The sequence below is a fragment of the Nonomuraea sp. 10N515B genome (assembly GCF_052245915.1).
Lineage (GTDB): Bacteria > Actinomycetota > Actinomycetes > Streptosporangiales > Streptosporangiaceae > Nonomuraea.
The window spans coordinates 22,969-40,497 of the sequence record NZ_JBQQBQ010000032.1; the positions used below are offsets into that span (position 1 = coordinate 22,969).

General features: G+C 69.7%; 16 protein-coding genes. 11 read left to right on the top strand and 5 right to left on the bottom strand.

Annotated elements, in window-relative coordinates; all coding sequences use genetic code 11:
• Window positions 1–12 precede the first annotated feature (12 nt).
• Entirely contained in the window at window positions 13–177 is a 165-nt protein-coding gene (locus ACTWQA_RS36020) for a hypothetical protein (protein ID WP_443163439.1), read from the bottom strand.
• Between the two features lie 234 nt (window positions 178–411).
• Here ACTWQA_RS36020 and ACTWQA_RS36025 point away from each other — a divergent pair, with 234 nt between their 5' ends.
• The 4 genes from ACTWQA_RS36025 (at window position 412) to ACTWQA_RS36040 (ending at window position 3,866) form a co-directional block, all read left to right on the top strand.
• Window positions 412–1,065: a response regulator transcription factor gene (locus ACTWQA_RS36025; protein ID WP_305922372.1), complete on the top strand. Its 654-nt coding sequence runs from the start codon at window positions 412–414 to the stop codon at window positions 1,063–1,065.
• A 38-nt stretch (window positions 1,066–1,103) separates the two neighbouring features.
• Window positions 1,104–2,372 (top strand): sensor histidine kinase, encoded by a 1,269-nt coding sequence (locus ACTWQA_RS36030; protein WP_443163440.1) that lies wholly within the window; start codon window positions 1,104–1,106, stop codon window positions 2,370–2,372.
• A gap of 310 nt (window positions 2,373–2,682) precedes the next feature.
• Window positions 2,683–2,982: a DUF4193 domain-containing protein gene (locus tag ACTWQA_RS36035; protein WP_020542847.1), complete on the top strand. Its 300-nt coding sequence runs from the start codon at window positions 2,683–2,685 to the stop codon at window positions 2,980–2,982.
• 74 nt (window positions 2,983–3,056) lie between these two features.
• A complete protein-coding gene (locus tag ACTWQA_RS36040) occupies window positions 3,057–3,866 on the top strand; it encodes a hypothetical protein (RefSeq protein WP_443163441.1) in 810 nt (269 codons plus the stop codon).
• Between the two features lie 105 nt (window positions 3,867–3,971).
• Here ACTWQA_RS36040 and ACTWQA_RS36045 read toward each other — a convergent pair whose 3' ends face one another.
• The gene (locus ACTWQA_RS36045; RefSeq protein ID WP_443163442.1) at window positions 3,972–5,981 is read right to left on the bottom strand and encodes an alpha/beta fold hydrolase; all 2,010 of its coding nucleotides are present in this window, start codon (window positions 5,979–5,981) and stop codon (window positions 3,972–3,974) included.
• A 57-nt stretch (window positions 5,982–6,038) separates the two neighbouring features.
• Here ACTWQA_RS36045 and ACTWQA_RS36050 point away from each other — a divergent pair, with 57 nt between their 5' ends.
• Entirely contained in the window at window positions 6,039–6,989 is a 951-nt protein-coding gene (locus ACTWQA_RS36050; protein ID WP_443163443.1) for a ferrochelatase, read from the top strand.
• Here ACTWQA_RS36050 and ACTWQA_RS36055 read toward each other — a convergent pair.
• Complete coding sequence (locus ACTWQA_RS36055) at window positions 6,980–8,146, bottom strand: lytic transglycosylase domain-containing protein (RefSeq protein WP_443163444.1); 1,167 nt, start codon at window positions 8,144–8,146, stop codon at window positions 6,980–6,982. The two genes, ACTWQA_RS36050 and ACTWQA_RS36055, sit on opposite strands and share 10 nt — an antisense overlap.
• Window positions 8,147–8,239: 93 nt before the next feature.
• Here ACTWQA_RS36055 and ACTWQA_RS36060 point away from each other — a divergent pair, with 93 nt between their 5' ends.
• The 5 genes from ACTWQA_RS36060 (at window position 8,240) to sepH (ending at window position 14,047) form a co-directional block, all read left to right on the top strand.
• On the top strand, window positions 8,240–9,442 hold the full coding sequence (locus ACTWQA_RS36060; protein WP_443163445.1) for an MFS transporter: 1,203 nt from the start codon (window positions 8,240–8,242) through the stop codon (window positions 9,440–9,442).
• Between the two features lie 54 nt (window positions 9,443–9,496).
• Window positions 9,497–10,219, top strand: coding sequence for a polysaccharide deacetylase family protein (locus ACTWQA_RS36065; RefSeq protein ID WP_443163446.1), 723 nt, complete (start codon window positions 9,497–9,499; stop codon window positions 10,217–10,219).
• A 47-nt stretch (window positions 10,220–10,266) separates the two neighbouring features.
• The gene (locus tag ACTWQA_RS36070) at window positions 10,267–11,544 is read left to right on the top strand and encodes a D-arabinono-1,4-lactone oxidase (protein ID WP_443163447.1); all 1,278 of its coding nucleotides are present in this window, start codon (window positions 10,267–10,269) and stop codon (window positions 11,542–11,544) included.
• 96 nt (window positions 11,545–11,640) lie between these two features.
• Complete coding sequence (locus ACTWQA_RS36075) at window positions 11,641–11,853, top strand: hypothetical protein (protein ID WP_443163448.1); 213 nt, start codon at window positions 11,641–11,643, stop codon at window positions 11,851–11,853.
• A 163-nt stretch (window positions 11,854–12,016) separates the two neighbouring features.
• Complete coding sequence (gene sepH, locus ACTWQA_RS36080; RefSeq protein ID WP_443163449.1) at window positions 12,017–14,047, top strand: septation protein SepH; 2,031 nt, start codon at window positions 12,017–12,019, stop codon at window positions 14,045–14,047.
• Between the two features lie 91 nt (window positions 14,048–14,138).
• Here the strand turns inward: sepH and ACTWQA_RS36085 are convergent, their stop codons facing one another.
• Window positions 14,139–15,758: a PH domain-containing protein gene (locus ACTWQA_RS36085; RefSeq protein ID WP_443163450.1), complete on the bottom strand. Its 1,620-nt coding sequence runs from the start codon at window positions 15,756–15,758 to the stop codon at window positions 14,139–14,141.
• Window positions 15,755–16,276 carry a PH domain-containing protein gene (locus ACTWQA_RS36090; protein WP_443163451.1) on the bottom strand — a complete coding sequence of 174 codons (522 nt, stop codon included), beginning with the start codon at window positions 16,274–16,276 and terminating at the stop codon, window positions 15,755–15,757. The genes ACTWQA_RS36085 and ACTWQA_RS36090 overlap by 4 nt, the downstream gene beginning before the upstream one ends.
• Before the next feature lie 558 nt (window positions 16,277–16,834).
• Between ACTWQA_RS36090 and ACTWQA_RS36095 the strand changes: the two genes are divergently transcribed.
• Entirely contained in the window at window positions 16,835–17,377 is a 543-nt protein-coding gene (locus ACTWQA_RS36095) for a YbhB/YbcL family Raf kinase inhibitor-like protein (protein WP_327590433.1), read from the top strand.
• The last annotated feature ends 152 nt before the right edge of the window (window positions 17,378–17,529 follow it).

The following is a 17,529-nucleotide window of genomic DNA, read 5'->3' on the forward strand; positions in this document are numbered from 1 at the left end:
CGTTTCGCGTGGCTAGCGGGGCAACGCGATGCCGTGATCGTCCGCCAGTCGGCGCAGGTCCTCGATCTCGGCGGTGAGCGTGTCGGCGAGGTATTCGTCGCCGATGCTCCGGGCCTCCCGAAGGCCTTCATAAGCCTGGTCGAGGCGGTGTTCGATCGTGGTCGTGAACTCGCCCATCTCACCTTCTCTCTAGGGGTTCGGTCCGTGTCCGGGCGATAGGCGCCCATTGCCGGTCGATGTCCTGGCAATGGGTGTCCCGCAGGCATACCCCGGCTCATCGCCCTCCGAAACATGAATTTCTCTGTGCCCCGCCTCCCCTGGCGGTCACCAACCCCTGAACATGCCTTACCGTGCGCTTATCGAGGCTGTGGGCAGAATGAGTGCCCAGAATCGGAGAGAGGTGTATCAGGCGTGCGCGTGCTGGTGGTAGAGGATGAGCGGGTGCTCGCCGACGCGATCGCGACTGGGCTGCGGCGCGAGGCCATGGCGGTGGACGTGGCCTACGACGGCGGTGGCGCGCTCGAGCGGACCTCCTACATCGACTACGACGTGATCGTGCTGGACCGTGACCTTCCGGTCGTGCACGGGGACGAGGTGTGCCGGCAGCTGGTCGAGCAGCGTTCCGCCTCGCGGATCCTCATGCTGACCGCGTCGGGCGACGTGGACGACAAGGTCGAGGGGCTCGGTCTGGGGGCCGACGACTATCTGGCCAAGCCGTTCGTGTTCATCGAGCTGGTGGCCAGGGTGCGGGCGCTCGGCCGCCGCTCGGCGCCCGCCCTGCCGCCCGTGCTGGAACGGGGCGGCATCCGGCTGGACCCGGGCAAGCGGCTGGTGGAGCGCGACGGCAGGGAGGTCGTGCTGACCAAGAAGGAGTTCGCGGTCCTGGAAGAGCTGATGCGCGCCGAGGGCGCCGTGGTCAGCCAGGAGGACCTGCTGGACAAGGCGTGGGACGAGAACATCGACCCGTTCACGAACGTGGTCCGGGTGACCATGATGACGCTGCGGAAGAAGCTGGGCGAGCCTCAGGTGATCGAGACTGTGCCCGGGGTTGGGTACAAGCTGTGACACAGGGGCCAGAGCGCCAGACGGGGCCGACGCATCCCATGATCAGCCCGCATTCGGCGCGCAAAGCAGCACGTGTGGAGGAGGCGCCGCCGCCCAGCGGGCCGCCCGCCTGGGACGGACCGCCGCCGCCTGAGCACACGCCGATCCAGCGCACCACGATGGAGCGGGTGAAGGCGCTCCCGGAGCGGGTCAGCATCCGATGGCGGCTGACCATGGCCTACAGCGTGCTGTTCTTCATGGCCGCGGCCGCCCTGCTCTACTCGATCTACGCCATCGTGGGCAGGGCGATCGCGGAGGCGTGGCTGCCGCTGGACACCTCCCAGCTCGACGCGATCTCGGCCGCGATCATGCAGAACCGGTGGAGCGCGGCCAGGGAGCGGGCCGTGGAGAACGCCCAGAGCACGTTGTTCAGCAGCTCGCTGATGGCGCTGCTGGGCGTCGGGATCCTGGCGATCATCCTCGGCTACTTCGTGGCCGACCGGGCCATGCGGCCGGTGGCGCAGATGACCACCACGGCGCGCAAGCTCTCGGAGAGCACGCTCGCCCACCAGCGCATCGACCTGCAGGGCCCCAACGACGAGCTGAAGGAGCTGGCCGACACCTTCGACGCCATGCTCACCAGGCTCAACATCGCCTTCGACACCCAGCGCAGATTCGTGGCCAACGCCTCCCACGAATTGCGCACCCCTCTCACCATTAACCGGACGGTCCTGGAGATCGCTCTGTCGGATCCGGAGGCGTCGGAGGATCTCAAAGCGCTCGGCCGTACCCTCTTGGAAGTCAACGCGCGTAACGAGAAGCTCATCGAGGGGCTGTTGCTGCTCGCCAGGAGCGAGCGCGAACTCGCCGTACGCAAACCGGTCGACGTCCGAGAAGTCGCTCGGACGGCCGTGGAACAGCTCACGCCCTTCGCCGAGGAACACGGCGTCACCCTGACGACCGAACTGGTCAGCGCGCCTACCATAGGCGATCCGGTGCTCTTGGAGCGCTCCGTCAGCAACCTGCTCGAGAACGCGGTCAAGTACAACATTCCTGAAAATGGAAAAGTCTGGATCCGGACGGGAATGGTGGACGGTGTCTTGGTTGTTCAGGTGGCCAACATGGGGCAACATGTCCCGGCATACGAGGTGAACAGCCTGTTCGAGCCGTTCAGGAGGCTCAACGCCGACCGCGTGGATTCGGCCAAGGGAGCGGGTCTCGGGCTGTCCATCGTCCGTGCGGTCGTACAGGCGCACGGCGGAAATGTGGCCGCCGTGCCCAGAGATGGCGGAGGACTTGTGGTGACGATTCGGCTGCCGAGGCGCTGACCGCGGTTGGTCCTGGAACGTTCGTCAGCGTGTTGATGGACGGGGGGAGTCTCGTTCTCGCCGTACATGTGGTTGGATGTGCCGTCGAACACGGTGGTGCATGGCGCCAAGGCTGTGGGTTTCGCCATATTTGGCTAACCATTGCCGACGGCAGCAGGCCCTGACGTGTTGGGAGGTTCGTTGTCCGTTCCGGCGGGGTACCCATGGGAAATCTCCCCGGGCGGAACGGGCACAAGATGGGTCTCCTGGACGTTAGTAGAGCGCGCAACGAGCGCGAAGACTTATAGATGAGGGGGATGGAGTAAGCACAATGGCTACCGACTACGACAGCCCGCGCAAGACAGACGACGACCTGGGGGAGGACAGTCTCCAGGAACTGCAGGCGCGGCGCACCGACAAGTCGTCTGGCAGCATCGACATCGACGAGACCGACCTGGCCGAGTCGCTCGAGCTGCCCGGTGCGGACCTGTCGAACGAAGAGCTCTCCCTGCGGGTGATTCCCCGCCAGGCCGACGAGTTCACCTGCTCGCGCTGCTTCCTGGTGCACCACCGCAGTCAGCTGGCTTCTGAGAAGAACGGCCAGCAGGTCTGCCGGGAGTGCGCCGCCTGATCGCCGTGGCTCAGGGTACGACAGCAGCGAGCCGGCGAACCCTGAGCGGTCGACAATGAGGACGGAGGCATCGCGTGGCCGTACCGGAGAACGACCGTCAACAACCGGGCAACGAGATCGCCGACCCCGACAAAGAGGTCGGCGAGCTCGTCGGTAAGCTCGCCGAGCCCGGTGAGCTCGAGCCGGCCGAGCGGCGCAGGCTGCTCGGCCGTCTTGCCCAGGCTCTGTCCGCGGGAGCGAAAAGGGCACGCGTGACCGGCGCGGGCCGGGGCCGCTGGTTGGCAGACGTCTTCCTCAACATCGCCCCGCGCATTCCGATCCGCGACCTGCACACCCTCTCCGAGCATCATCACGGCCTGACCGGCGAGCAACTCGCCGACGACCTGGTGCGCACGGCGCAGAAGGCCACGATGACGGTGGGCGCCATCGGCGGAGCGCTCGCGGCGGCCGAGTTCGCCGCACCACCTCTCCTGCTCTCCGCCCCCGCGCAGCTCGTCGCCGAGACCATCGTCGTCGCCGCCATCGAGGTGAAACTCCTGGCCGAGCTGCACGAGGTCTACGGCGTACGTGTCGAGGGCAGCGGCACCCAGCGCGCCTTCGTCTTCACCTCCGCCTGGGCCAGACAACGCGGGATCGACCCCCTTGCTCCCGCGTCCGTCTCCCTCGCCTTCGGTGCGGCCGCCAAGACCGCCCTGCGTAACCGCCTCCTGCGGACCCTCGGCCGCCATCTGACCACGCTCGGCCCGTTCCTCACCGGGGCGGTCGCCGGCGGCGCGCTCAACAGGGCCGCCACCAAGAGGCTGGCCGAGGCCGTGCGCAATGACCTGCGCGGCAAGCTGCCTGCCGCGCCGCGGCGGGACGAGATCGAGCCGGGCGGAAACTGAACGCGACCCATCACTCCTCTCGCCTCTGAAAGCCCCTAGGAAGCTCTAGGAAGCTCCTAGGAAGCTCCTAGGAGCTTGTTGGTATGCCCTAAGGACCAGACCGGTTCATGATCTGTCAGGATCAAGACTGCCCAGGTCAACGAGACCAGAGAACTTCGGCGGCTCGAAGGTTGGCCTCAAATGCTGATACAAGAAGGCGAGCACGGTCTCGTACCAGGCGACGATGTTGCCCGGCTTCAGGATCCAGTGGTTCTCGTCGGGGAAGTACAGGAACTTCGCGTCGACCTCGGTGCGCCGCAGGTCCCACCACAGGCGCAGGGCCTCGCCGATCGGCACGCGGTAGTCCTTGTCGCCGTGGATCACGAGCATCGGCGTGGTGATCTTGTCGAGGGCGGCATGCGGGGACAGCAGCTCGTATCGCTCGGAGCCGGGCGCGCCGAACTCGCGCTGCCAGTACATCGGGACATCGGTGGTGCCGGCGAACTGGTCGAGGTTCCACAGTGAGGCGTGGGTGACGATGGCCTTGTAGCGGTCGGTGTGGCCGGCGAGCCAGTTGGCCATGTAGCCGCCGAACGAGCCGCCCAGCGCGGCGATGCGCTCGCTGTCGATGTCGTCCCTGGCCAGGGCCACGTCCACGATCGCGTCGAGGTCGGCCTGGGTGCGCGGGCCCCAGTTGCCCCAGCCGCGATCGATCATGTCCTGACCGTAACCGGTGGACAGGCACGGGTCCGGCATCAACACGGCGTAACCGTGCTGGGCCATGATCCAGGCCTGCCAGCGCCACTGCCAGTCGTTCCAGGAGGCGACGGGGCCGCCGTGGATGAACAGCAGGAACGGCGCCGGATCGGCGGCGGAGGCGCCTTCGGGCAGCGCGAGCCAGCCGCGGATCGTCGCGCCGTCGTCGGCGGTGGCCGAGATCTCGGTGAGCGTGCCGCGTACGTCGGGGCGCGGCGCGGGCGAGGGCAGGTCGGTGATCTCGCCGGTGGCCACGTCGATCCTGGCGGGGGCGGGGGCGAGGTTGACCGCGCTGCGCAGCGCGTACACGAACCGGCCGTCGGCGGAGGCGTTGAGCCCGATGTAGGCGGCGTCGTCCCGGGTGAGCCTGGTCACCTCCCCGTAAAGCGGGACGCGGAAGATCGGGCGGCGCCCCTGGTGGTCGGCCGCCACGTAGACGGCCGAGGAGTCCGGCGCCCACTCGAGGTCGCCGGGGAACAGGTCGGGCGCGTAGGCCTGGCCCTCGCCGGTGGCCAGGTCGGCGATCCACAGCTCGCTCCTGGCCGAGACGTCCCACCCGGTGTGCCGATCGCGGGCGCAGGCCACGCGAGTGCCGTCCGGGGAGATCGCGATGGGGCCGTCGAAGTCGTGCGCGTCGTCGCTGAGCAGCGTCCGCCGCTGGCCGGTGGCCACGTCGATGACGACGAGGTCGGTACGCGTCTCGCCCTTCGGCAGGTACGTCCGCCACGTGATGATCACACTGACGCCGTCGGGCGTCAGCTCGAACGCGGCGTCACGCAGCGCGTCGCCCGCGTCGGGCGTCAGGTCGCGCACGTCCTCCAGCCGGTCGTCGCCGAGCCGCGCGGCGAACAGCCGGGTGCGGCCGGGTCCGAGGTCGTGGTCCCAGTAACGGACCGGGTTGCCCTCGTGCAGGATCGCGCTGATCCCGGCATCCTTGCGGTCCTTGCGCTTGTCCTCCTCGGCCGCCTCCTCGCCGTCCAGCACGTCGGCGGCGAAGACGACCACGTCACCCGCGGTGCGGATCCCGCTGATCCCGCCGGGCCTGGTGGCCACCTGGCGGGACTCGCCGCCGGCGTGGGGCAGCAGCCAGAGCGCGGGGACCTCGTCGGTGGAGTCCTTGACGGTGGGGTCGGGGCGGGCGGAGGTGAACAGCACATCGCCCGTGGCCGTGAAGACGGCGGCCGACTCGCCCTTGGCGGAGCGGGTGAGGCGGCAGGGCTCGCCGTCCAGCGGGATCGCCCAGAGCGCGGTGCCGTACGACTTGCCGTCGGGGTTGAGTGACTGGACTGTCGAGATCAGCCTGGAGCCGTCAGGGGAGAGCCGCAGCGAGAGAACCCGGGGAATGGCCACATATTCACGTATGTCGGTAAATGCGCTCACTCACCCGAACCTACCGCGCACTCAGGACCCCCGGCACTCCCTAATAGGGTTGGTCACGTGGGAGATTACGACGCTCTGCTGGTCCTGTCCTTCGGCGGCCCCGAGGGTCCCGACGACGTGATGCCGTTCCTGGAAAACGTCGTGCGCGGCCGCGGCGTGCCGCGCGAGCGGCTGCTCGAGGTGGCCGAGCACTACCAGAGCTTCGGCGGGGTCAGCCCGATCAACCAGCAGAACCGCGACCTGGTCGAGGCGCTGCGCCCGGTCGTGGACGTGCCGGTCTACTGGGGCAACCGCAACTGGCACCCGTTCGGCGAGGACACCGTGCGCCGGATGAAGGCCGACGGGATCCGCAAGGCGGCTGTCTTCCCCACCTCGGCGTTCGCGGGCTACTCCAGCTGCCGGCAATACTATGAGGACATCGCCAGGATCTCCGTCGAGGCCGGTCCTGAGCTGATCAAGATGCGGCATTTCGGGGACCACCCCGGGTTCGTGGCCGCCATGGCCGACCACACGCGGGCGGCGCTGGAGCGGCTCGGCCGTGACGACGCCAGGCTCGTGTTCACCGCGCACAGCATCCCGGTGTCGATGGCCGAGACCGCGGGCCCGTCCGGCGGCCTCTACGAGGCGCAGCTGCGCAGGAGCGCCGAGCTCGTCAACCAGGAGCTCGGCCGCACCGGGCCGTGGGACCTGGTGTGGCAGTCGCGCAGCGGCCCGCCGCAGGTGCCCTGGCTGGAGCCGGACGTCTGCGACCACCTGCGCAAGACGGAGGCCCACGCGGTCGTGCTGGTGCCGATCGGGTTCGTCTCCGACCACATGGAGGTCGTCTACGACCTCGACACCGAGGCGAGGGACGTGGCCGCAGAGATCGGCCTGCCGCTGGAGCGGGCGGCGACGGCGGGCACGCACCCGCGGTTCGTGCGGATGGTGCGCGAGCTGATGGACGAGCCCGAGCCGGTCCCCTGCGCCCTCACCTGCTGCCCTCCACCCCGCCGGCGCCCTCAGGCGTAGGTGCGCGCGTAGGCCTCGGCGATGCCCATGACCTTGTTCACGTAGTCCCAGGAGTGGTTGTAGAACCAGATCGCCTTGCGTAGCTTCTCGCCGCCCTTGCCCGCGCCGTTGGCGCACAGGTAGTTGGCCGCGCCCGGCACCGCGTCGTACGGGCTCCAGATGTCGGCCTTGCCGTCGCCGTCGCCGTCCACGCCGTAAGCCTTCCAGGTGGCGGGCATGAACTGCATGGGCCCGAGCGCGCCGGCGCTGGACGGGCCGTTGTTGCGGCCGTGACTGCTCTCGACCTGGCCGATCGCGGCGAGCACCGTCCACGACAGTCCGGGGCAGCGGGTGGCGGAGGCCTTGTAGAGCTCGAGGTAGCTGCCCGGGCGGCCCACGTTGACCGTCTGCGGGCTCGGCTGGTCCCGCTTCGGGGCACGGGCGGCCGAGTCCAGCATGACGACCTGGGCGTCCTTGCCGAGCACCTTGCGCACCCCCGACTCGCTGATCGTGCCCGGCTTGCCGTGCAGCAGCACCGCGACCCCCGGCGCGAACCCCAGCGACCTCCCCAGGTCGGCGCCCACCAGCCCGTCCACGCCGCGCAGGCCCAGCGGGGCGGAGGCGGCGACGCGGAGCGTGGGACCGCCGTCCACCTGGTACATGGCGCCGAGGATCATCCCGAACCTGCTGATCGCGCTCGCGTCGGCCACCAGCTCCCCCCTGGCCAGTGCGCTCCACACGGCCGGCTGGTCGGCGACCGGCTGCGGGGTCCACGAGCGGAAGTGGGCGGGGTCCACGGCCAGCAGGTTCAGCGCGGTGCCCGAGACCTTGACCGCGCCCGCGTCGACGACGGTCACCTTCTGCACGTGCTTCAGCTCGCCCAGCTTGAGCCTGGTCTGCTTGGGCACGGCGGACGGGGCGATCGCCAGCACCCGCGGCGGGGTCGAGGTGACGCCGGGCCCGCCGGCGCCGAAATCCTTGACCGGCTCCGCGTGGGGTACGAGCTGGTCGAGGCGGGGGGCGGCCGTGGGCTGACGGGTCGGCCTGCGTACCGGCTCCTGAGCGGTTTTGAGCAGGTCACCGTCCAGGAACACGACGATTCCACCGGCTGCGGCGGTGACCGCGAGCACCGCGATGACCATGAGCATGACCGCACGGAAGGTGGGAAGACCGGACACTCGGGACACGTTAGCCCAGCCAGGCGAATATCCACTTGCTTACCGGACATCGGTTGCGCAATGGTTAACTGGCGCAAGTAAGGAGGAAACAGGGTGGTCGGGCCTTACCGGGGGCTGTTCAATGGGCCTGGCATCAAGGCGTTCGTGCTCGCCGGATTCGTCGGGCGTATGCCGATGTCGATGATCGGGATCGGGATCGTCTTACTGATCTCCGCACTCACCGACAACTACGCCACCGCCGGCGCGGTCGCCGCCACCACCAACGTGGCCTTCGCCATCGGCGCCCCGCTGTCCGGGCGGCTCGTGGACCGGTTCGGGCAGAGCCGGGTGATCCCGCCGTTCGCCGTGATCAACGCGCTCGGGCTGGCCGCGCTCCTGTTCAGCGCCGGCCTGCGGCTGCCCGACTGGACGCTGTACGCCTCCGGCCTGGTGGTCGGGGCCACGTCGCTGTCGGTGGGCTCGCTGGTGCGGGCCCGCTGGTCGGTCATCCACGGCGGCTCCAGCAAGCTGCACACCGCCTTCGCCTTCGAGTCCGTGGTGGACGAGGTCATCTTCGTCACCGGTCCCGCCCTGGTCACGGTGCTGGCCACCGGGGTGAGCCCGTACATGGGTCTCGCCGTGGCGCTGGTCTTCATGTTCGTCGGCTGCCTGGCGCTGGCGACGCAGCGGCGTACGCAGCCGCCCGTCCAGCCGGCCAGGTCCGGGGGCGGCACGCCCATCCTGATTCCCGCGATCGCCCTGCTGTCGTGCGTCTACCTGGCGATGGGGGCGGTGTTCGGGTCCGTGGACCTGATCACCGTGGCGTTCGCCGAGGAGGAGGGGGTGAAGGTGGCCGCGGGGTTCCTGCTGGCGTCGTTCGCCGGCGGGTCGATGGTGTCGGGGCTCTGGTTCGGGTCCAGACATTGGCGGATTTCGCTGCAGGGCCGGTTCGTGCGGGCGCTGGGCGTGTTCGCGCTGGGGCTGGTGCCGATCGTGTTCATCGGTGACGCGCGGGTCATGGCGGGGGCGCTCTTCCTGGCCGGGTTCGCGATCTCGCCGACGCTCATCACCGGGTTCTCGCTCACCGAGCGGCTGGTGCCCCCGTCGCTGCTCACCGAGGGCATGGCGTGGATCTCCACCGCGCTGGGCTTCGGGGTGGCGATCGGCGCGTGGGCGGGCGGCCGGCTCACCGAGATGTACGGCGCGTCCAACGCTTACATCTTCAGTTTGGGCGCCGCGTTCCTGGCCGTGATCGTGGGACTGGGAGGTTCGGGTTTCCTGAGAGTCCCCGAGGCACCTTCACCCGCGAAGAGTTGATCCGCTACCGTCGGGACATCCCTCGCAACATCCATCACTATGGAAGCTTTATTCATGTCCCGACAGATCAGTTCACTTCTCGCAATCGCGGCTGTATGCGTCACCCTCACCCCATCGCCCGCGTTAGCCCAGGCACCCAAGAAGGCTCCGGTCGACTGCACGCAGGTCAAGTGCATCGCGCTGACCTTCGACGACGGACCGGGCAAGTACGCGGGCGTCCTGCTCGACACGCTGAAGAAGCACAACGCCAAGGCGACGTTCTTCCTCGAGGGCCAATACGTGAAGAGCCGCCCCACCTACGTCAAGCGCATGGTCGCCGAGGGCCACGAGCTGGGCAACCACAGTTACAAGCACCCTGACTTCACCAAGATCGAGCCCTGGGACATCAGGGCAGAGATCAAGAAGACTCAGGACGAGGTCAAGAAGGCGGCGGGCGTCGAGCCCAAGCTGCTGCGGCCGCCGTACGGGATGGCCGACCTGACGGTCTCCGACATCGCCGCCGAGTTCGGCATGCCGATCATCCTGTGGACCGGCGGCTCGGAGGACTGGAAGAGCAAGAACGTCGAGTCCATCAAGAAGAAGACCCTCGAGGCGGCCAAGCAGGACGGCATCATCCTCATGCACGACTGGGTGAAGCAGTCCGTCGAGGCCATGCCGTCGATCATCAAGACCCTGCAGAACAAGGGCTACCACCTCGTGACGGTGTCCGACATCGTCAAGAAGGAGAACCTCGAGCCCGGCGACATTTTCCCGGTTCCCGCGGGCTGGGAGAACTGAGTATCGTTCACGTTCACCGGAACGAGACTCTTCTTTAAGGGGCGCTCATGGTCTTCACGAACTGGGCGAAGAACCAGTCGGGCAGCCCCGCCGAAGTGCGCGCTCCGGCGTCCGTCGCGGACGTCGTACGCGCTGTGCACGACGCCGCCGCCTCCGGGCGGCGGGTCCGCATGGTCGGCACGGGCCACTCCTTCACCGGGGTGGCCCTCACCGACGGCATCATGTTGCGCCCCGACGCGCTGACCGGCATCAGGTCACAGGCGGACGACCGCGTCACCGTGCTGGCCGGCACCCCGCTCCGGGCGCTGAACGAACTGCTCGGCGAGCATGGGCTGGCGCTGGCCAACATGGGCGACATCACCGAGCAGACCGTCGCCGGCGCCATCCAGACCGGCACCCACGGCACCGGGCGCGACAGCGGTGGGCTCGCCGACCAGGTCACCGAGCTGGAGCTGGTGCTGGCCGACGGGTCGGTGGCCACCGCCTCCCCCGGTGACGACCTGTTCGACGCGGCCCGGGTAGGTCTGGGCGCGCTCGGGGTGGTGACAGCCGTGACGTTCCGGGTGGAGCCCGCGTTCCTGCTGCACAACAGGCGGCGCAAGATGGCGCTCGGCGAGATCCTGGACTCGCTCGACGAGCTGACCTCCGCGAACGAGCACCTGGACTTCTTCTGGCTGCCGCACACCGACGCCTGCCTGGTCAAGACCAACAACCGGCATCCCGGTCCCGCGTCGCCGCCGAGCGCGGTCAAGCGCTGGCTGGAGAACGTGTTCCTGGAGAACACCGTGTTCGGCGCGGCCTGCGCGACCGGGGCCCGCTTCCCCGGGCTGATCCCGCGGATCAACGAGGCGAGCGCGGCGGCGCTGGGGGACTCCGAGTCGGTCGACACCTCGTACAAGATCTTCACGGCGCGGCGGGACGTGCGCTTCCTCGAGATGGAGTACGCCGTGCCGCGCGAGCGCCTGGCGCAGGCATTGCGCGAGACTCGGGACCTCATCGACCGCATGGGGTGGATGATCACCTTTCCTGTGGAGGTGCGGGTCACGCCGCCCAGCGACGCGTGGTTGTCCACCGCGTACGGGCGGGCCTCGGCGTACATCGCCTGCCACATCTACCGCCCGACGCCGAATCCGGCGTACTTCGAGGGCGTGGAGGAGATCATGGTGCGGCTGGACGGCCGGCCGCACTGGGGCAAGCTGCACACCAGGGACGCCGCTTACCTGGCCAAGGTCTATCCCCGCTTCGCCGACTTCGCCGCGCTGCGCGACCGGCTCGACCCGCGCCGCCTGTTCACCAACGACTACCTGAATCTGGTGCTCGGCTAGGGTCGTCGTTGTTTCGGTAAAGAACTGCCTCGCGAACGGCCGGGACCGCGTGTCCGGCCTCCCGGATGACACGCGCGGCCTGCACCCTCGTCACTCGTGCCCCGACGACTCGGCCTGCCCTCCGTATACCTCGCCGCGGCCGTGGCGACGGCCGCCACGACCGCCGTCCCCTTGGCCATGACGCCTGCTTCAGGACTCGCCCTGCGCCCCGTCCCCGCCGAGCCCGACCGGCCGGTCGACGCCACGGGCGGGATTAGCCAGAACCCAGCCAGGGCATTTAACCTCCTCATGCGCAACGGCGGGCTCTAGAGGCATGGATTCGTCAAATGTGACCGGCGTCACATCGCCCCGGGGCTATCCCAGGAAGGCGATGTTCGGACATGCCGGGTACGGTGCTGGCAGGCAACCGGCACACGCGAGAGACTCAAGGGTCCGGGGGAAGAATGGCGACGACGCTGACGAAGGGACTCGCATGCAGGAGCTCCGACTCGTCGCGGTGAGTGAGGACGGCACCTACCTCGTGCTGGCGACTGCCGGGCGAGGTACGCGCTTCACGCTTCCCGTGGACGACCGGCTCCGTGCTGCCGTCCGCGGCAACTTCTCCCGTCTCGGCCAGTACGAGATCGAAGTGGAGAGTCCGTTGCGCCCCAAGGAGATCCAGGCCCGCATTCGCGCCGGTGAGACCGCAGAGGAAATCGCGGCGACCGCCGGCATCCCGGTCGAGCGCGTGCGCTGGTTCGAGGGGCCGGTGCTGCAGGAGCGGGAGTACGTCGCTCAACAGGCGCAGCGGGTCGCTGTGCGCATGCCCGGCGAAACCGCGCCGGGGCCGACCCTCGGCGATCTCGTCGCCGAGCGGCTGACCAGACGCGGCGTGCCCACCGACGAGATCGACTGGGACTCCGCCAAGCGCGACGACGGGCTGTGGCGGGTCAAGCTGGGCTACGTGTGGAACGGTCACACGCGGCACGCCGAATGGCTCTTCGACCCGCGCAAGCGGCATGTGACGCCGTACGGCGACGAGGCCATGCGGCTGTCGTCGGCCGACTTCGACCCGGAGCCGCCGGTCGTCGAGGACACGACGGTGACACCGTTCGCGCCGCGCGTGGCCAAGCTGCAGCCGGTGCCGCCGCTCGCCTCCGACGCCGTGCCGTTCCCATCGGCGCGGCGGGAGCCTGAGGAGCCGGCGGTCGGCTACAACCCGCCGCCCAGGTCCTCGGAGACCGGCTACACGCGTGCCTCGGACAGTCCATCCCGCGAGGCCGCTCCCTTCGAGCGCGCCGCTCCGCCCCGCGACGCGGCCCCTCCATCCCCCGAGACCACGCTCCGCCACGAACCGCCGTCTCGCGAGAGCACCCTCCGTGAGGAACCGCCGTCCCGCGACGGCTCCTTCCGGCCTGAGACGCCATCGCGCGACGGCTCCTTCCGGCCTGAGACGCCATCGCGCGACGACTCCATCCGGCCTGAGACGCCTGCCCGCGAAACCGGTCATGCCCGCCCCGGCGAGACGGTCTCGCGTCGCGGCGGGTCTTCGGCGTGGCTGCCCGACTTCGGCTCCGGCCGTTCAGCCGAGCGCGACCCGGCCGAGCGCGACACCGACGCCATCTACGCTCCTGCCGCCCCTGCGGACGTCCGCCCCGCTCCTCAGGCATCCGCCGAGGAGCCGCGCGCCGTCGCCGAGGGGCATGCTGCCGCCGGCCAGCGCACCTCGCCGCAGGCGCAGGCTCCTGCGGACGCCACCAGCCTGTCGCAGGAGCAGCCTCCCGCGCAGCAAACCGTGACCGTCCAGGAGCAGCTGGTCACGGCGTCTCAGCCTGCCGGGCAGACCGCCGCCGGCGAGCCGGCCTCCGCCTCGGCAGCCGCCGCACAGGCTGCGGCGGTCTCGCAGGCGGCACCCGCAGCCGACACGGCCCTCGAGCCCGAGACAACAGGCCGGCCGACGACCGAGAGCCAGCCGGCCCTCGACCCGCGCCCGACCGCCGACGGCCGAGCGACCGGCGACGGAAAGTCGGCCACCGACGCTCGGCCGGCCGCCGACGGCACTCCGCCCGCCACGGAAAGCCAGCCAGCCACCGCGAGTCAGCCGGCCACCGAGGGTCAGCCGCTCACCGAGGCGCAGGGCGCCGACGTCCCGTCCGTCTCCGAGGCGTCCGCGCCCGCTGAAACCGGCGCCACCGCCCCACCGGCCACCGCCTCACCCGGCGTGGACGCGGCCGAGCCCGCGGAGGCCGGCGGTTCCAAGGTCGCGGAGGGTGAGCCGAGCGGGTCGAAGCAGGTGGCGAAGGAGACCAAGCCGCCTGCGCCCAAGCCGAAGCCCGGTCCCGCCGCGCCCAAGGTGCCGGCCGCCCGGGCAGGCAAGGACGAGGCCAAGGAGGAGCAGGCCGTGCCAGTGCCCTCCCCGCCGCCTGCACCCGCCGCCCGGCAGCCGCGCAAGGGTTCCCGTGGCCGCCGGGCCTCGGTCCCGACCTGGGACGAGATCATGTTCGGAGCCCGCCGCCAGGAATGACCTCTCCACCGACCCGCCATCGAGGCCTTCCGCCGGGCCATTGGCCTAGCGGTGCCGCGCATACGTTCAGGGCGTGATGCGCGGCGGCGGGTCAGACCAACCCTGTGGGCGGCGTCCGAGGCTTGGCGGAAGACGGGAGCCCTGGGGGTGCCGGGTTCAGGAACGGGGCGAGCCACTCCGGGGTCACCTCGGCGGGAAAGCCCGCCCCCTGTGCCTCCGAGACGTCGAGGGCCTCGTACCCGCCCTTGCCGGCCCCGACGCCGGTGATCAGCGTGAGCACCCCGGCCCGCCGCTGGAACCACGTCTGCCGCAGCCGCCACCCCACCACGGCCCGGCGTTCGACCACGGCCTGGGACCGCCGCAGCGAGCCCGACCGCACTGCCACCCGCACCCCGTCGTAGCCGTGCCCCAGCGATGCGTACCTGTCGAGCCCCAGCGGGATCCCCACCCCGGCCAGCAGCAGCGACAGGACCAGCAGGATCCACCACACCATCATGCCGGTCGCCCACGCCGCCACACCGCTGACCAGCGCGATCATCGCCCACGGGAAGACGGCCCTGAACAGGCGGCGGTTGCGCGCCACCGGCGGATGACGGCGCAGCGCGGCCGTGTAGGGACCGATCGCCTCCCCGGTCACCTGGTGCGCGACCGGACGTGGCACGTCGGGCAGCAATTGCCCTCGGGTCTCCGAGTCGCCGAGCCCCGTCACGATGGCCCACACACGCACGACCCCGGCCCACCGTTCGGCGAGGCCGTCCACGATCTCGTAGCCGCGCACCCGCGCCGACTCCAGCGACACGCTGCGGCGATTGATCAGCCCGCGTTCCGCCACCAGGTAGCCATCGCGGCGTTTGAGCTCGAAGTTCCAGTTGAAGACCGCGTACATGAGCCCGCCGAGGATGGGCATCGCCATGACAAGCAGCACCGCCGCGATCAGCAGCAGGTAGGGGCGGTCCCAGAGCCATTGGCCCACGTTCCAAGCGGCGTCCCGGCCGAACCCCAGCTCGTCCCCCCACTGGAACGCCAGCCCCACGGCGCCGCCGGCCAGCGCGAACGGGGTGAGCAGGTAGGCGCCGGACAGCGGCCCGTACAGCAGCCACCTGAGCGGCACCTTGACGATCGCCCGCTCCGCGGGCCCGGCCGCCGCGGTCTCGGGCACGGGACCTTCCTGCCGGGCCGCGCGCCGCAGCAGCAGCGCCTTGAGCCGGTCGGCCTCCTGCCGCGTGACCCCGTCGAGCTCGGCCTCCTCGTCACGACCGCTCGCACCCGTGTCGATCTTGAGTACGGCCAGGCCGAGCAGGCGGTGCATGGGCGGCGTGGACACGTCGACGCCGCGGATGCGCTCCAGCGGGATGGTACGGACCGAGCGGCTGATCAGCGACCGTTTCGTCTCCAGGCGGTCCCCGGCGATCTCGTAGGTGAAGGTGACCCACCTGACGATCGCGAACACCACGGTGCCGACGATGCCGAGCATGGCCCAGCCGTACGACCTGGCCGAGAAGCCACCCACGAACAGCACGCCGAGGAGGGGCAGGAGCAGCGAGGGCAACATGCGGACCGGATCGATGAGCAGCACCTTCGGGCTCAGCCGCAACGGCGCCCGGACGGGGAGCGGAGGAGGCGCCGGCTGCCCGTCACCTGCCGCCCGCGACGTGTCGCCCGTCCCGTCGCCGGGCGCGGAGTCGCCGCGGGGCGGTCCGGGGTCGGTCATGTGGCGTCGTCCCTGAGCGCCTCGGCCCGGTGCGCCAGCTGCTCGGCCAGGCCCGCCGCCACCTGGTAGTCCAGGCCCTTGATCGTCGATGAGCCGGCATGGGACGCGGTGCGGATCTCCAGCGTGGCCAGCCCGAGCATCCGCTCGAACCACCCTTGCCCCTTGTCGACCGTCTGGATGCGGCTCACGGGCACGAAGACCCACTCCCTGGTCAGGAACCCCGACCTGGCGTAGACGACGTCGCCTGAGAGCTCCCAGCGATGCACGGCGTAGCGGACGAACGGCTCGGCCACCAGGAACGGCAGGGTCACCACGACGACGGCCACAGGCAGCAGCCAGGAGTTCGCGGCGAACCAGTCCGGCACCCACGACCACCCGCTGCCGCCGACCCACCGCGACACCAGGAGCGAGCCGCCCAGGAAGAACACGAAGCCGACCAGCGCCTCGAGCAGCCACAGGCGCACGGCCTTGGGTGAGACGCGGTTCCCCGGATCGCGTAGCGGGCCTGTTGACGTCACAAGGCCAGCTTAGGCCGCGTACCCGCGAAGTGATCGGCCCGCGGGGGCGGTAAAGATCCGGCGAGCACGGCGGCGTGTCTGCCCGCCGGGGCCCAAGGCCCGGTGCCATGCTCGGTGGCGGCCGGCCGCAGGCTGTCGAGCAAGGCCGCGTCGGCGGCGCCACGTTCGTGCCATCCAGGCCCGGGGCAAGCGCGGGACCGCACCGCAGCGCGAGCGCCTCACGTAACGTGGCAGCCGCCGTCCGCACAGCTGGCGCACCTGGTTTTTGCCAAGGATCATGACCGAAACGAGCGTCCGTTTTGTCGGGTCGCTGTGCGACATCTCGCCCGCCGTTCCGTCCCCGCGACGCAGCAGGCCAGGAAGGTCCCCCGGCCCGCCCCGATTCGACTCGACGGGTGGGGCGCAGGACACAGGTGTGGTCAAGCTCACTCTCCAGATGCCTCCATTCTGGCTGATTTCGGATCCTTTACCGAGCACGGACCATCGAGAAACGGTCTGTGCACCGCCGAGATCCGCGTAGCATCGTCCGGCATGGGGCTGTGTAACACGGCATCACGCGTGCGACGCATCGCCGTCAGTGTGACGACGGTGGTCGCGGCGTTCGCGCTGTCAGGTTGCGGCAGTTTCATCGGCAGATCCCAGGCCCAGGAGATCGCGGAGATCAACGTCTCGAGCCCGGAGTTGCGCGACGGCAAGCCGCTGCCGCGTCAATACTCCTGCCAGGGCGGCCAGGTCAGCCCGCCGCTGCGCTGGTCGAGCCAGCCGCTGTCCGAGGCCAAGTCCATCGCCATCGTGGTCGACTCGCGAGCGTCGTCGAAGGCGACCGTGAACTGGGTGGTCTACAACATCCCGGCGACCACGACCGAGCTGGGCCCCGGCGCCTCCGAGGACCCCCCGGACGACGGGATCAAGCAGGCGAGGTCGACCAACGGAAAAGTGGGTTACGACCCTCCATGCGACCCGGGAAGCTACCGCTTCACGGTCTACACGTTGAACGGCAAGGTCGACGTCCAGGAGGGCGACCCGCTCCCCACGATCTTGAAGCAGATCGCGGACCAGACCATAGCCCGCGGCCGACTCACAGCCGTTGACATCGAGTGAGAGACCGAACACCGCAGGTAATACGGTGTACCAATTCTTCACGTAGGGTGTGACAACGCTCATAGTGGTCCGACACAATCAGATCCAATTGTTAGGCATTGGTGATCAAAGGGGGCAGGTCGCGTCGATGGCCGCGCGATCTCACCGATGCC